This window comes from Serratia bockelmannii, assembly GCF_051803255.1.
In the GTDB taxonomy this organism is placed as follows: Bacteria; Pseudomonadota; Gammaproteobacteria; order Enterobacterales; family Enterobacteriaceae; genus Serratia; species Serratia bockelmannii.
In genome coordinates this window covers 3971708-3985642 of the sequence record NZ_CP196512.1, presented here as the reverse complement: position 1 = coordinate 3985642, position 13935 = coordinate 3971708, and the positions used below count along the sequence as shown (strand labels likewise).

Genomic DNA, 13935 nt, shown 5'->3' with positions numbered 1-13935 from the left:
TCTGTTTTCACCCGCCGGGGCGACCTGTAACATTTAGCGGCGCATAATAGAATGCCTTCACTGCACCGATCGCTAGGTTTTCAGTGGTGTGGCATGTAGAATGCAGCGATTCAGGTGCAAGACGGCCTCACCCATTCACTGTCGCTTTAGGTCCATGCGGGTTTCTATAGGCGAGTAATTCAGAAATACCAAGGCAGAAAAACTTTTATAATGAAGCATATACGAAATTTCTCCATTATTGCCCATATTGACCACGGTAAGTCGACGCTGTCTGACCGCATTATCCAAATCTGCGGTGGCTTGTCCGACCGTGAAATGGCTGCGCAGGTGCTCGATTCCATGGATCTGGAGCGCGAGCGCGGCATCACCATCAAGGCGCAGAGCGTAACGCTGGATTATAAAGCGCTGGATGGGCAGACCTATCAGCTTAACTTTATCGACACCCCTGGCCACGTTGACTTCTCCTATGAAGTCTCCCGCTCGCTGGCGGCCTGCGAAGGCGCGCTGCTGGTGGTGGACGCCGGTCAGGGCGTAGAAGCCCAGACGCTGGCCAACTGCTACACCGCGATCGAAATGGATCTGGAAGTGGTGCCGGTGTTGAACAAAATCGACCTGCCGGCCGCCGATCCGGATCGCGCCGCGCAGGAAATTGAAGACATCGTCGGCATCGACGCTACCGATGCGGTGCGCTGCTCGGCCAAAACCGGCGTCGGTGTGCCTGAGGTACTGGAGCGTCTGGTGCGCGACATTCCTGCGCCGCAGGGCGATCCGGATGCGCCGCTGCAGGCGTTGATCATCGACTCCTGGTTCGATAACTACCTGGGCGTCGTGTCTCTGGTGCGCGTCAAGAACGGCACGCTGCGCAAGGGCGACAAGATCAAGGTCATGAGCACCGGCCAGGTGTATAACGCCGATCGTTTGGGCATCTTCACGCCGAAGCAGGTCGATCGCGACGTGCTGAACTGCGGCGAAGTGGGCTGGCTGGTCTGTGCGATCAAAGACATCCTCGGCGCGCCGGTGGGCGATACCCTGACGCAGGCGCGTCAGCCGGCGGAAAAAGCGCTGCCGGGCTTCAAGAAAGTGAAGCCGCAGGTGTACGCCGGTCTGTTCCCAATCAGCTCCGACGACTATGAATCTTTCCGTGATGCGTTGGGCAAGCTGAGCCTTAACGACGCGTCCCTGTTCTACGAGCCGGAAAGCTCCACCGCGTTGGGCTTCGGCTTCCGCTGCGGCTTCCTCGGTCTGCTGCACATGGAGATCATTCAGGAACGTCTGGAGCGTGAATACGATCTGGATCTGATCACCACCGCGCCGACGGTAGTCTACGAAGTGGAAACCACCGGCAAAGAAGTGATCTACGTCGACAGCCCGTCCAAGCTGCCGCCGCTGAACAACATCCAGGAACTGCGCGAGCCGATCGCCGAATGTCACATGCTGATGCCGCAGGAATACCTGGGCAACGTCATCACCCTGTGCGTTGAGAAACGCGGCGTGCAGACCAACATGGTTTACCACGGCAACCAAGTGGCGTTGACCTATGAAATCCCGATGGCGGAAGTGGTGCTCGACTTCTTCGACCGCCTGAAGTCCACGTCGCGCGGTTATGCGTCGCTGGATTACAACTTCAAGCGTTTCCAGGCCTCCGACATGGTGCGCGTGGACGTGCTGATCAACAACGAGCGCGTGGATGCGCTGGCGCTGATCACCCACCGCGACAACTCGCAGTACCGCGGCCGTGAACTGGTGGAGAAGATGAAAGAGTTGATCCCGCGTCAGCAGTTCGACATTGCGATTCAGGCGGCGATCGGCACGCACATCATCGCGCGCTCCACCGTGAAGCAGCTGCGTAAAAACGTGCTGGCGAAATGCTACGGCGGTGACGTCAGCCGTAAGAAAAAGCTGCTGCAGAAACAGAAAGACGGTAAGAAGCGCATGAAGCAGGTCGGCAACGTCGAGCTGCCGCAGGAAGCGTTCCTGGCCATTCTGCACGTCGGTAAAGACGGCAAGTAACCGCGACGAGTTCGCGAAACGAGGGAGTTTGCATGGCGAATATGTTTGCCCTGATCCTGGCGTTGGCCACCCTGGTCACTGGGATCATCTGGTGCTTCGAGCGCTTTAAATGGGCGCCGGCCCGCCGCGCGAAGATTGCGGCGGTCAACGAGCAGACCGCGGGCGCAGTAGACGATAAAACGCTGGCGAAAGTGGCGAAGCAGCCAGGCTGGGTAGAGACCGGGGCATCGGTCTTCCCGGTGTTGCTGCTGGTCTTTGTGGTGCGCTCGTTTATTTACGAACCGTTCCAGATCCCGTCCGGATCAATGATGCCGACGCTGTTGATTGGCGATTTCATTCTGGTGGAGAAATATGCCTACGGCATTAAAGATCCGATTACCCAGACTACGCTCATTGAAACCGGCCATCCGAAGCGTGGCGATATTGCGGTATTTAAATATCCGCTGGATCCGAAGCTGGATTATATCAAGCGCGTGATTGGCCTGCCGGGCGACCGTATTACTTACGATCCGGTGAATAAGCGCGTCACGGTGCAGCCGTCCTGCAACAGCGGGCAGTCCTGCGATACCGCGCTGGCCGTGACCTACGCCGATGCGCAGCCGAGCGACTTCGTACAGCTGTTCAGCCGCAGCGGCATGGGCGAGGCCAGCAACGGCTTCTATCAGATCCCGCTGAACGATAACGTGCCGTCGGGCGGTATTCGCATGCGTGAGCGCCAGGAAAGCCTCGGCAACGTCACGCATCGCATCCTGACCGTGCCGGACGCGCAGGATCGGGTGGGCGCTTACTACCAACAGCCGGGTAAACCGCTGGCGGAGTGGGTGGTGCCGGCCGGGCATTACTTCATGATGGGCGACAACCGCGATAACAGCGCGGACAGCCGTTACTGGGGCTTTGTGCCGGAGAAGAATCTGGTGGGTAAAGCCACGGCCATCTGGATGAGCTTTGAAAAACAGGAAGGTGAGTGGCCTACCGGCGTGCGTTTCAGCCGGATCGGCGGTATTCATTAATCGCTGACTGATTCCCTGTTAATTTCACGCCGCAGCCTACTGCGGCGTGAAGGATTAAGGGGATATAAACACAGCATTATGTTTCCACTCGTTGTAGAATACTTTCTCGAGCGATAAAAAGTTGGCCCCTGCTGGGAGCCACTGCAAACGAAACAGCTTTGGATCGGCTTTCGGCGAAGCAGGCCTGTTCCGTATGCTGCAAGTTTTTGACGCATTCTTGATCTATTGGTAACTCATGAACCCCATCGTAATAAACAGGCTGCAGCGGAAGCTGGGCTACACTTTTCAACAGCAGGAGCTTTTACTGCAGGCTTTGACTCACCGCAGCGCCAGCAGTAAACACAATGAACGTCTTGAGTTTCTGGGTGACTCGATTCTGAGCTTTGTCATCGCCAATGCGCTCTATCATCGCTTTCCTCGCGTAGACGAGGGCGACATGAGCCGCATGCGCGCCACGCTGGTGCGCGGCAATACGCTGGCGGAGATGGCACGCGAGTTTGACCTGGGCGAATGTCTGCGGCTTGGGCCGGGCGAATTGAAAAGTGGTGGGTTCCGCCGCGAGTCAATCCTGGCGGATACGGTGGAGGCATTGATCGGCGGCGTGTTCCTGGACAGCGACATCCAGACCGTCGAGCGCCTGATTTTGGACTGGTATCGCAGCCGGTTGGACGAAATCAGCCCCGGTGATAAGCAGAAAGACCCGAAAACCCGTTTGCAGGAATTTTTGCAGGGGCGTCATCTGCCGTTGCCTTCTTATTTGGTGGTGCAGGTTCGCGGTGAAGCGCACGACCAAGAGTTTACCATCCACTGCCAGGTGAGTGGTTTGAGCGAGCCCGTGGTGGGCACCGGCTCAAGCCGCCGTAAAGCCGAGCAGGCGGCAGCGGAACAAGCGCTGAAAAAGCTGGAGCTTGAATGAGTGAAGTAAAACAACACTGCGGTTTTATCGCCATCGTCGGCCGCCCGAACGTGGGCAAATCGACGTTGCTGAACCAACTGCTGGGGCAGAAGGTTTCCATTACGTCGCGTAAGCCGCAGACGACCCGTCACCGCATCATGGGCATCGACACCGATGGCGCCTATCAGGCGATCTACGTCGATACCCCTGGGCTGCACATCGAAGAAAAACGCGCCATCAACCGTTTGATGAACCGCGCGGCCAGCAGCTCGATCGGCGACGTCGAACTGGTGATTTTCGTGGTCGAAGGCACCAACTGGACCGCCGACGACGAAATGGTGGTCAACAAGCTGCGCAGCCTGCGCTGCCCGGTATTGCTGGCGATCAACAAGGTCGATAACGTCACTGACAAATCCAAGCTGTTGCCGCACATCGCCTTCCTCAGCCAGCAGATGAATTTCCTCGACGTGGTGCCTATCTCCGCCGAGAAAGGGATGAACGTCGACACCATCGCCGGCATCGTGCGCAAGCTGCTGCCGGAAGCGGAACACCACTTCCCGGAAGACTACATCACCGATCGCTCCCAGCGCTTTATGGCGTCCGAGATCATCCGTGAGAAGCTGATGCGTTTCCTGGGCGAAGAGCTGCCCTATTCGGTGACGGTAGAAATTGAACAGTTCGTGGCCAACGATCGCGGCGGTTACGATGTGCACGGCCTGATCCTGGTCGAGCGCGAAGGCCAGAAGAAAATGGTCATCGGCAATAAAGGCGCCAAGATCAAAACCATCGGCATCGAAGCGCGCCAGGACATGGAAAAGATGTTCGACGCCAAAGTGCATCTGGAGCTGTGGGTGAAAGTGAAATCCGGTTGGGCGGACGACGAACGTGCGCTGCGCAGCCTGGGCTATGTTGACGATCTGAAGTAACGACCCGTGGACGGCTGGGAGCGCGCTTTCGTCCTGCATGGGCGGCCGTACAGTGAAACCAGTCTGATGCTGGATCTGTTTACCGAAGGTCATGGGCGGGTGCGCTTGCTGGCGAAAGGCGCGCGCAGCCGCCGCTCCAATCTGAAGGGTTGCCTGCAGCCCTTTACCCCCCTGTTAGTGCGCTGGGGCGGGCGTGGCGAAGTGAAAACGCTGCGCAACGCCGAAGCGGTCTCCCTTGGTTTACCCCTCAGCGGCATGATGCTCTACAGCGGCCTGTATGTGAACGAGCTGCTGGCGCGCGTGCTGGAGCAGGAAACCAACTACTCGGTGCTGTTCTTCGACTACCTGCAATGCCTGCAGGCGCTGGCGGCGGAAGACAGTTCGCCGGAACAGGCGCTGCGTCAGTTCGAGCTGGCCTTGTTGCACCACCTGGGTTACGGCCTAGATTTCCTGCACTGCGCCGGCAGCGGCCTGCCGGTGGATGATGCCATGACCTACCGCTACCGCGAAGAGAAGGGCTTTATCGCCAGCCTGGTGGTGGATCACTACAGCTTCACCGGGCGCGAACTGCGCGCGCTGGCGGAGCGTCAGTTTCCCGATGCCGAAACGCTGCGCGCCGCCAAGCGTTTCACCCGCATGGCGCTGAAACCCTACCTCGGCGGCAAACCGTTGAAGAGCCGCGAACTGTTCCGCCAGTTTGTGCGCAAACAGCCGAATACGCCGGTCGACGACGCCTGACCTTTTCCCCTTTTGCCGCCCTGCGCCCGCGTGTAAACTGCTGACACTGAAAATCGTATTTAGAGGTTGTCATGGCTGATTTGCTGCTGGGCGTCAATATCGATCACATCGCCACGTTACGTAACGCGCGCGGAACCCAATACCCGGATCCGGTTCAGGCGGCATTCATTGCCGAACAGGCGGGGGCCGACGGCATTACCGTGCATCTGCGCGAAGACCGCCGCCACATCACCGACCGCGACGTGCGCTTGCTGCGCCAGACCATCCAGACGCGCATGAATCTGGAGATGGCGGTGACCGACGAGATGCTGGATATCGCCATTGAGCTGAAGCCGCATTTCTGCTGCCTGGTGCCGGAAAAACGCGAAGAAGTGACCACCGAAGGCGGCCTGGACGTCGCCGGTCAGCTGGACAAAATGAGCGTGGCGGTTGAGCGCCTGGCGCAGGCGGGCATTTTGGTCTCGCTGTTCATCGATCCCGATCATCGCCAAATCGACGCGGCGGTGGCGGTGGGCGCCCCGTATATCGAAATCCACACCGGTGCCTACGCCGAAGCGCAGGGCGAGCTGGCGGTACAGGCCGAGCTGCGCCGCATCGCGGTAGCCGCCGCCTACGCGGCCGAGAAGGGGCTGAAGGTCAACGCCGGCCACGGCCTGACCTATCACAACGTGCAGCCGATCGCCGCGCTGCCGGAAATGCACGAGCTGAACATCGGCCATGCGATTATCGGCCAGGCGGTGATGAGCGGGTTGCCGGCCGCGGTTGCCGACATGAAAGTGCTGATGCGGGAAGCGCGCCGGTAATGGCGGTGCTCGGGCTGGGTACCGACATCGTCGAGATGGCGCGTATCGAGGCGGTGGTGGAGCGCAGCGGCGATCGTCTGGCGCGCCGCGTGCTGAGCGACGCCGAGTGGGCGCTGTATCAGCAGCACCAGCAGCCGATTCGCTTTCTGGCCAAACGTTTCGCCGTGAAAGAGGCCGCTGCCAAGGCGTTCGGTACCGGCATTCGCAACGGCCTGGCGTTCAATCAGTTCGAAGTGTTCAACGATGCGCTGGGCAAGCCGAATATTCGTTTGCACGGCCGCGCCGCCGAGCTGGCGGGGGAGATGGGGGTCACCGCGATCCACGTTTCGCTGGCCGACGAGCGGCGTTATGCCTGCGCGACGGTGATCGTCGAAAGCTGAAAAGAGAAAGGGCGCCTATGGCGCCCTTGTCAGTCCTGCGGCGATTAAATGCGATCGGCGTGGTGCAACACCACGAACTTGTCCCACAGCTGTTCGTTGCTCTCGCGGTGCTGCGGATCGGTAATGATGGTGTTGTCGATCGGGCAGACCTGCTGACAGGTCGGCGTATCGTAATGGCCGACGCACTCGGTGCAGCGGTCGGTATCTATCTGATAAATTTCATCGCCCATCGAAATTGCCTGGTTCGGGCATTCCGGCTCGCACATATCGCAGTTGATGCATTTCTTGGTAATCAGCAGTGCCATTGTCAGTTATCTTTCCATCGGTGTGCTCGGGCTGGCGCGCAATCTATCATAGAATCGCCGCGCAACGGGCACTTTTTCGTCATCTTACCGCTTAGGGTAACTCAGGCGGATCGTCAGCCAACTGATCGAAATCAACCATTCTCTGCCCGTCAAACACCCAGCGTTTATCTGCATCTGCGATACGTATCGTAGGCATCACTTCGGGATGGGCAATCCGTATTCCCGCCTCTTGGGCAAACAACCCGATAAAATCGAACGCGCTTAAGGGGTCATCAATGATCTGGTGCTGTTGGTCGCGATCGCTCAGCACCAGCAACGGCACCTGGTAATTCTGCCGGGTATCGCCGCTGTGGCGTAAAGAACGCCCACCGCCGATATCCTTGTGGGAAAGGCCGTGATCGGAGAAATAGAACAGTTTAAACGGTGCGCCGCTCTGTTTCAGGCTGTGATAAACCTGCTCGATAAAACGGTCGGTCTTGCGGTAGGTAGAGAGATAGCAGGCCAGCTCCTTATTCGGCGACTCGACGCTCGGCGGTTCGCCGTTAAGCCGCTCGCAAAAGTCGGCGTGCGAGCCCATCAGATGCAGCACATACAGATTGCCTTGTCCCTGGCGACGCAATAATGGGTCAAATATCGGCAGCAGCGCATCGTCATCGGTATTGCGCGATTGGAAGTCGCCTTTCTTCAGGAAATAATGGCTATCGCTGAACATGGCGATTTTTGATACCGGCGTATCGAATTGTCCGAACATGCCCTGATTGGACAGCCAGTGGGTTTTGAGACCGGCGGCTTTTGCCAGGGTGATGATATTATCTCCGATGGCAATGTTGTGGCCGTTGCTCAAAGCCAGCGTGCGGGGAAGCGATTCGAACGTATTTGGCGCAGTGGAAATATAATTGCTGTAAAATCGTCCATTGGCATTATCCAGAAACGGCGTAGTGGACACCGGATAACCAAATAAGGACATATGATCCTTGCGCATACTTTCGCCGACGATAATGACATAGTTTTCATTCGTCGGTGCGCCTGCGGTTATTGACCAAGTATCCGGTGTTGTAGCACCGGCACTTAATTCGTCAACCTGCTGTTGGTATTGATGGTAAGCCGAGTAGAGGGATAAAAAGAAGTCAGGCAATTTAAGATTCGCCACACCGCCATTGAAGGCTCTGGCGATAATGATAACCATCAGCAGGGCTAGCAAGGGAAGTATAGTTTTTTTTGAAATGGCTTGCCGCCAAATAAATAGGCCGAGAATGGCCAGCATAACCAGAATGGCGGCGGGCAGCAGATAACAACTGGCCGGCAGGGTCTGCAAAAACTCCCTCGCTTCTATGAGGTTGGTTTGCAACAGGGCGGACATCACGGCAGCGGAAGGGGTACCGTAAATGGCCCCGACCGGCGCATACAGCGTGCACAGCAGAATAAACGGAATAATCAGGCCGTATCGGGTAAGCGAATGAATAGATAATAATAGCAAAGTAAGCGCAATAAAAAGAATATCAATACCTTTTCCACCGCTGTATCCCATCGCCTTGATTAGAATCAATGCAGTAATGATATAGAGCAAAAAGGTACGCAGAATCGGATGCGTCACGGAATGCCGCAACTTATCTAAAATAACAGTGTGTGTATTCATAATGGTATCGTTAAATAATGCTGTCCATGCACGCTCAATTATTGATCAATAATTGAGCAGGTCACCGCCCGCACATTATTTTTCGAATGCAGAGAAGGGAAATAATTGAACTGGCGGCGTTTTATCGGCCGCCATTATACGCGTCAAACCAACTTTTTCATTAACTGTTCGCTGTGCTTGATGCGATCGCGGGCATGATCGAGATCGTGCTGGATCAATGCCATAAACAGCAGGTCGGTGAGGGCGAACTGGGCGGTGCTGGAGGAGATGGCCGCGCTGCGGGTATGGGGCTCTTCGGCGATGGTATAGAGGCAGTGGTCCGCGCGCTGCTGCAGACCATTGGGCGAGAAGCTGGTCAGCGCCAGCACTCTGGCGCCGGCCTGGCGCGCCTCTTCCGCCGCCAGATTGATTTCACGCCGTTCGCCGCTGAAGGAGATGGCCAGCAGCAGATCGCGTTTGTCCAGCGCCTGCACCGCCGCCAGCTGGACGTGCATGTCCGCTTCGGCCACCGCCATCACGCCGATTTTCAGCAGCTTGAAGGAAAAATCCTTGGCCACCAGCCCGGAGGCGCCGATGCCGATCAGCATCACCCGGCGCGCCTGGCGCAGCATGTCCAGCGCCTGATGCAGCCGCTCTTCGCTGTTGATGTCCAGCGTCGCGCGCAGCGCCGCCTGCTTTTCCGCCAGCAGCTTTTCACCGACGGTTTTCAGCGTGTCGCTGCTGAGGATGTGGTTGTGGACGGTCACTACCGGTTCTGCCTGCGGCTGGGCCAGCGTCTCGCTCAGCGCCAGCTTCAGCGCCGGGAAACCTTTATAGCCCAGTTTTTGGGCGAACTTGACCACGCTCGACTGGCTGATGCCGGCCAGCTGGGCCAGCTTTTGCGAGCTGAGATGGCGCGCCTGCTCGGCGTTATTCAGCAGAAAGTCCGCCAGCTTGCGGTCGTTTTGCGCCAGTGTCGGATACATCTGGCGAATGCGCAGAAGGGTACTCATTGTTCTTTCCCTGGAAACCAGCGGCCATTTTGCCATGCAGAGGGCGAAAACGCGCGGTGAAAATTTTTGTGAGCTCACCGTTAAAATAGCAAATAGCGCTCGCTTTGTTGAATAAAATATTCAAATATTGATTTAATTTTGTGAATTAAAAATTCAAAGGTGAACAGATGAACTTAGGCGCACTGGTATCGGAAACCCGCAACCCGGCCACCATGGGGCTGGATGAGATGTCGACGTTGGACATGGTCCGCTGCTTTAACCAGGAAGACCGCAAGGTGCCGGAGGCGATTGAAAAGGTGCTGCCGGCGATTGCGCAGGCGGTCGATTTGGCTGCGGCGGCGCTGAAGGCCGGCGGCCGGCTGATTTATTTGGGCGCCGGCACCAGCGGCCGCCTGGGCGTATTGGATGCCTCCGAGTGCCCGCCGACCTTCGGCGTGCCGCACGGCGTGGTGGTGGGGCTGATCGCCGGCGGGCCGGGCGCGCTGCTCAAAGCGGTGGAGGGGGCGGAAGACGACGAGGCCCTGGGCGAAGCCGATCTCCGGGCGCTGAACCTCACCGCCGTCGATATGGTGGTGGGGTTGGCGGCCTCGGGGCGCACGCCCTACGTGATCGGCGCCCTGCGCTATGCGCGCGGGCTGGGCTGCCCGACGGCGGCCATCTCCTGCAACCCGGATTCGCCGATTGCGCACGAAGCGCAGGTGGCGATTTCGCCGGTGGTGGGGCCAGAGGCGCTGACCGGTTCGACGCGCCTGAAATCCGGCACCGCGCAGAAACTGGTGCTCAACATGCTGTCGACCGGCGCGATGGTCAAGCTGGGTAAGGTCTACCAGAACCTGATGGTGGACGTGAAGGCCACCAACGTCAAACTGGTGGATCGCGCCTGCCGCATCGTGGTGGAGGCCACCGGCGCTGAACGCGCTCAGGCGGAGGCGGCGCTGGCGCAGACCGGTTTTGAGGTTAAACCGGCGATCCTGATGATCTTGGCCGGCGTCAGCGCCGAAGAGGCGCAGCAGCGGCTGCAGCGGCACGACGGCTACCTGCGCGCGGCGTTGGTGCGTTAATTGACGGTGGGGGTGGCGATGGACAAGACAACGGCATTGGCGACACAGATCTTGGCGGGCGTGGGGGGCGAGGGCAATATCCTCAAACTGGAGAACTGCATGACGCGGGTGCGCATCGAGGTCAGCGACGAGCAGCGTCTGGATCTGGCCGCCCTCAAGCAGTTGCCCGGCGTGAAGGGCTATATCAAACAGGGTGAGCAGCATCAGTTTATCGTCGGCCCGGGCGCCGCCGCCAAGGTGGTGGACGCCATGCGCGGGCTGTTGAGCGGCAATGCACAGCCCGCTGCCGCCGTCGGTGACGCCGCCCGCACCAAGGCGCAGGTCAAGCAAAAATACGCTGCGCCGATGAGCGGCGCGCTGAAAAAGCTGGCCGACGTTTTTATTCCGCTGATCCCGGCGTTTATCGCCTCGGGGCTGATCACCGGCATCATCAACCTGCTGAAACGGCCCGACATCGCCGGTCAGCTGGCCGTGGACTACCCGAACGTGCTGGGGCTGCTGGCGATATTCGGCAGCGCGGTATTCGCCATCATGAACATTCTGGTTGGGGTGAACGCCGCGCGGGTGTTCGGCGGCTCACAGGCGATGGGCGGCGTGATGGCCGGGATCCTCTCCAGCCCTGCGCTGGCGCAGATCACGTTGTTCGGCGAGGCGCTGCAGCCGGGGCGCGGCGGGGTGATCGCCGTGCTGCTGGTGGTGGCGTTGATGTGCTGGGTGGAGAAACGCCTGCGTACGCTGTTGCCGGAGTCGGTCGAACTGATCCTTAACCCACTGCTGACCACGCTGGTCACCGCCTCGTTGGCGATCCTGATCCTGCAGCCGGTCGGGGGGGTTATTTCCGATGCCATCGCCCACGGCGCCAATCTGGCGATCGACAAGGGCGGGCTGCTTGTCGGGGCGCTGCTCTCGGGGCTGTTCCTGCCGCTGGTGCTCTCCGGCCTGCATCAGGGGCTGGTGCCGATCCACGTCGAGCTGGTGCAGGCGCACGGTTCCAACCCGCTGCTGCCGATCCTGGCGATGGCCGGCGTCGGTCAGGTGGGGGCGGCGCTGGCGGTGCTGTTGAAAACCCGCAATGCGCGGCTGAAGAAGGTGATCAAAGGGGCGTTGCCGGTCGGCATTCTCGGCATCGGCGAGCCGCTGATCTTCGGGGTGACGCTGCCGCTGGGGCGGCCGTTTATCGGCGCCTGCCTCGGCGGGGCGGTCGGCGGTGCGCTCATCAGCTACTGGAAGGTGGCGACGGTGATTACCTTCGGCATTTCGGGGCTGCCTTTGGCGTTGACCATCGTCTCAGGTAAGGTGATGTTGTATCTGGCGGGGATGCTGATTACGATTATCGCCGGTTTTCTCTTCACCTGGATGATGGGGTTCAACGATCCCGAGGAGTAGCGTTTGAGCGACAAGCAGCAACCATCGGCCGCAGAAGGGCGCCGCGTGGTCTTTTTCGATCTGGACGGCACTCTGCATCAGGAGGATATGTTCGGCAGTTTCTTGCGCTTCCTGCTGCGCTGTTTACCGCTGAATCTGCTGCTGGTGATACCGCTGTTGCCATTGATTGGCCTGGCGCTGTTGCTGCTGGGGCGCGCCGCGCGCTGGCCGATGAGCCTGTTGCTGTGGGCGATCACCTTCGGGCGCTCCGAAGCGACGCTGAAGGCGTTGGAGCGGCAGTTTATCGAGGCTTTCCGCCAGAAGGTGACCGCGTTTCCGGTGGTGCAAATGCGCTTGCGGCAGTATTTGGATGAGCACGATGCCGAGGTGTGGCTGATTACCGGCTCGCCGGAGCAACTGGTGGCGCAGGTCTATCGGGATTCGGCGTTTCTGCCGCGGGTGCGATTGGTCGGCAGCCGCATCGCGCGCCGCTATGGCGGCTGGGTGCTGACCTTGCGCTGTCTGGGCGTACAAAAAGTGGTGCAGCTGGAGCAACGGCTCGGTGCGCCGCTGAAGCTGTACAGCGGTTACAGCGACAGCAAGCAGGATAACCCGCTGCTGTTTTTTTGCGAACACCGCTGGCGGGTAAGCAAGCAGGGCGAGCTGCAGCAGCTGGAATAAACAAAGGGCGGAGAATTCCGCCCTTTGTTGTTATCGCTACCGCGATCAGTCGTCGGTTACGTCGTGCGGTTTGCGCCCCAGTTGCCAAATCTTCTCCGCATAATGCCCCAACGCCCACAGGCTCAGGCCGAGCAGCGCGAAGAAAATCGCCTTCGGCATGCTGTCCCAGAAAAACTCGAACAGGCGGGTATACAGGTTGATGCCGAGGAAGGTCAATCCAAAGCCGCGCAGCATGGCGTCGTCATGCTTCAACCCCAGCCAGATGGCGGCGAGGGCGGCCAGCCCGAACAGCAGGCTCCAGTGGAACAGCTCAATCTGGCGCGCGCGGTACCAGCTGTCGAGATCGCCGTAGTTGCCAAAGATGGATAGCAGCCACAGCGCGATGAACAGGTACAGCAGGCCCATCGCCAGCGACACCCGCTGCAGGCCGCGCTGCGCCAACAGCGGCCGCAGCAGCAATGCGGCGGCGATCAGCACCGCGCCGAAGGCGATAAAGCGAATCGGGTAGCTCATGCCGAGCCAGTAGGCGCCCCAGCCGGACAGGTAGCCGGTTTCGGCGCCGAAGGCATTGCCGAGCGACAGCAGGGCGAACCACCACACCAGCCCGGAGCGGCTGAACCAGCCGATCGCGCCGTACAGCAGCGCGGCGACCAGCAGCAGTACGGAAACCCGGCCGCTGCCGTTATCCAGCCAGACCCCCAACTGCCATAAGGCGCAGGCGGTGAGCAACACGGCGACAAACAGCGCCGCCTCATTGCCGTAGCGTTTTTCCGGGTGCTGTTGGCGGCGGCGCAGCGCCCAGACGTAGGCCAGCGCCGCCAGTACGCCGGCGATCGCCATGCGCACCGGCGCGTCGAAGCGGAACAGTTCGCTCAGCCATTCAAGCAGTGCGCTGTCGGCGAACAGGCTGGTGACGGCGATCAGCAACGAGGCCAGCGCGGCGAGAAACGCATAGCGCGCCAGCCGTCGCCAGTCGAAAGGTTGTACGTCCACATGCAGCAGCAACTGCTGCCGTTGCTCGGGTGTCAAGGCGCCTTCCCCAACCCAGCCGTCCAGCGCCTTGCGCACCACGACGGCGTTCTTTTTACTGAGTTTCATGTTTCTTGTCCCTGAATCACACGCTGATTCGGCCA

14 protein-coding genes are annotated in these 13935 nt (G+C 59.5%); 10 read left to right on the top strand and 4 right to left on the bottom strand.

Features of this window, described 5'->3' with window-relative positions; translation table 11 throughout:
- Window positions 1-210 precede the first annotated feature (210 nt).
- The 7 genes from lepA (at window position 211) to acpS (ending at window position 6762) form a co-directional block, all read left to right on the top strand.
- Window positions 211-2010: a translation elongation factor 4 gene (lepA, locus tag ACSJLU_RS18990; protein ID WP_049209569.1), complete on the top strand. Its 1800-nt coding sequence runs from the start codon at window positions 211-213 to the stop codon at window positions 2008-2010.
- 32 nt (window positions 2011-2042) lie between these two features.
- Entirely contained in the window at window positions 2043-3020 is a 978-nt protein-coding gene (gene lepB, locus ACSJLU_RS18985; protein ID WP_015378805.1) for a signal peptidase I, read from the top strand.
- A 235-nt stretch (window positions 3021-3255) separates the two neighbouring features.
- Window positions 3256-3936 (top strand): ribonuclease III, encoded by a 681-nt coding sequence (gene rnc / locus ACSJLU_RS18980; RefSeq protein WP_004929158.1) that lies wholly within the window; start codon window positions 3256-3258, stop codon window positions 3934-3936.
- Entirely contained in the window at window positions 3933-4841 is a 909-nt protein-coding gene (era, locus tag ACSJLU_RS18975) for a GTPase Era (RefSeq protein ID WP_025303944.1), read from the top strand. Before rnc ends, era begins: the two co-directional genes overlap by 4 nt.
- A 6-nt stretch (window positions 4842-4847) precedes the next feature.
- Window positions 4848-5579, top strand: a complete 732-nt coding sequence (gene recO, locus ACSJLU_RS18970) for a DNA repair protein RecO (protein ID WP_004929165.1) — start codon at window positions 4848-4850, stop codon at window positions 5577-5579.
- Between the two features lie 71 nt (window positions 5580-5650).
- Window positions 5651-6382, top strand: coding sequence for a pyridoxine 5'-phosphate synthase (pdxJ, locus tag ACSJLU_RS18965; protein ID WP_025303943.1), 732 nt, complete (start codon window positions 5651-5653; stop codon window positions 6380-6382).
- A complete protein-coding gene (gene acpS / locus ACSJLU_RS18960; protein WP_004929169.1) occupies window positions 6382-6762 on the top strand; it encodes a holo-ACP synthase in 381 nt (126 codons plus the stop codon). Before pdxJ ends, acpS begins: the two co-directional genes overlap by 1 nt.
- A gap of 44 nt (window positions 6763-6806) precedes the next feature.
- Here acpS and ACSJLU_RS18955 read toward each other — a convergent pair whose 3' ends face one another.
- From ACSJLU_RS18955 to ACSJLU_RS18945, 3 genes are all read right to left on the bottom strand, one after another.
- Window positions 6807-7067, bottom strand: coding sequence for a YfhL family 4Fe-4S dicluster ferredoxin (locus ACSJLU_RS18955; protein ID WP_025303942.1), 261 nt, complete (start codon window positions 7065-7067; stop codon window positions 6807-6809).
- 91 nt (window positions 7068-7158) lie between these two features.
- On the bottom strand, window positions 7159-8703 hold the full coding sequence (locus tag ACSJLU_RS18950; protein ID WP_192973979.1) for a phosphoethanolamine transferase: 1545 nt from the start codon (window positions 8701-8703) through the stop codon (window positions 7159-7161).
- A gap of 143 nt (window positions 8704-8846) precedes the next feature.
- Entirely contained in the window at window positions 8847-9695 is an 849-nt protein-coding gene (locus ACSJLU_RS18945) for a MurR/RpiR family transcriptional regulator (RefSeq protein ID WP_016929788.1), read from the bottom strand.
- Between the two features lie 167 nt (window positions 9696-9862).
- Between ACSJLU_RS18945 and murQ the strand changes: the two genes are divergently transcribed.
- From murQ to yfhb, 3 genes are read left to right on the top strand one after another with little or no spacing between them, the layout of a single operon-like run.
- Window positions 9863-10756, top strand: coding sequence for an N-acetylmuramic acid 6-phosphate etherase (gene murQ / locus ACSJLU_RS18940; protein WP_025303940.1), 894 nt, complete (start codon window positions 9863-9865; stop codon window positions 10754-10756).
- Between the two features lie 18 nt (window positions 10757-10774).
- On the top strand, window positions 10775-12142 hold the full coding sequence (locus ACSJLU_RS18935) for a PTS transporter subunit EIIC (RefSeq protein ID WP_148123883.1): 1368 nt from the start codon (window positions 10775-10777) through the stop codon (window positions 12140-12142).
- 3 nt (window positions 12143-12145) lie between these two features.
- Window positions 12146-12802, top strand: a complete 657-nt coding sequence (yfhb, locus tag ACSJLU_RS18930) for a phosphatidylglycerophosphatase C (protein ID WP_148123691.1) — start codon at window positions 12146-12148, stop codon at window positions 12800-12802.
- Window positions 12803-12847: 45 nt separating this feature from the next.
- Here yfhb and ACSJLU_RS18925 read toward each other — a convergent pair whose 3' ends face one another.
- Complete coding sequence (locus ACSJLU_RS18925) at window positions 12848-13900, bottom strand: DUF2157 domain-containing protein (protein WP_148123690.1); 1053 nt, start codon at window positions 13898-13900, stop codon at window positions 12848-12850.
- Window positions 13901-13935: the final 35 nt, after the last annotated feature.

Excerpts from the sequence above, each read along its gene's own strand:
- lepA (WP_049209569.1), top strand. The coding sequence starts at position 211 with ATGAAGCATATACGAAATTTCTCCATTATTGCCCATATTGACCACGGT.
- lepB (WP_015378805.1), top strand. The coding sequence starts at position 2,043 with ATGGCGAATATGTTTGCCCTGATCCTGGCGTTGGCCACCCTGGTCACT.
- rnc (WP_004929158.1), top strand. The coding sequence starts at position 3,256 with ATGAACCCCATCGTAATAAACAGGCTGCAGCGGAAGCTGGGCTACACT.
- era (WP_025303944.1), top strand. The coding sequence starts at position 3,933 with ATGAGTGAAGTAAAACAACACTGCGGTTTTATCGCCATCGTCGGCCGC.
- pdxJ (WP_025303943.1), top strand. The coding sequence starts at position 5,651 with ATGGCTGATTTGCTGCTGGGCGTCAATATCGATCACATCGCCACGTTA.
- acpS (WP_004929169.1), top strand. The coding sequence starts at position 6,382 with ATGGCGGTGCTCGGGCTGGGTACCGACATCGTCGAGATGGCGCGTATC.
- ACSJLU_RS18955 (WP_025303942.1), bottom strand. The coding sequence starts at position 7,067 with ATGGCACTGCTGATTACCAAGAAATGCATCAACTGCGATATGTGCGAG.
- ACSJLU_RS18950 (WP_192973979.1), bottom strand. The coding sequence starts at position 8,703 with ATGAATACACACACTGTTATTTTAGATAAGTTGCGGCATTCCGTGACG.
- ACSJLU_RS18945 (WP_016929788.1), bottom strand. The coding sequence starts at position 9,695 with ATGAGTACCCTTCTGCGCATTCGCCAGATGTATCCGACACTGGCGCAA.
- murQ (WP_025303940.1), top strand. The coding sequence starts at position 9,863 with ATGAACTTAGGCGCACTGGTATCGGAAACCCGCAACCCGGCCACCATG.
- ACSJLU_RS18935 (WP_148123883.1), top strand. The coding sequence starts at position 10,775 with ATGGACAAGACAACGGCATTGGCGACACAGATCTTGGCGGGCGTGGGG.
- ACSJLU_RS18925 (WP_148123690.1), bottom strand. The coding sequence starts at position 13,900 with ATGAAACTCAGTAAAAAGAACGCCGTCGTGGTGCGCAAGGCGCTGGAC.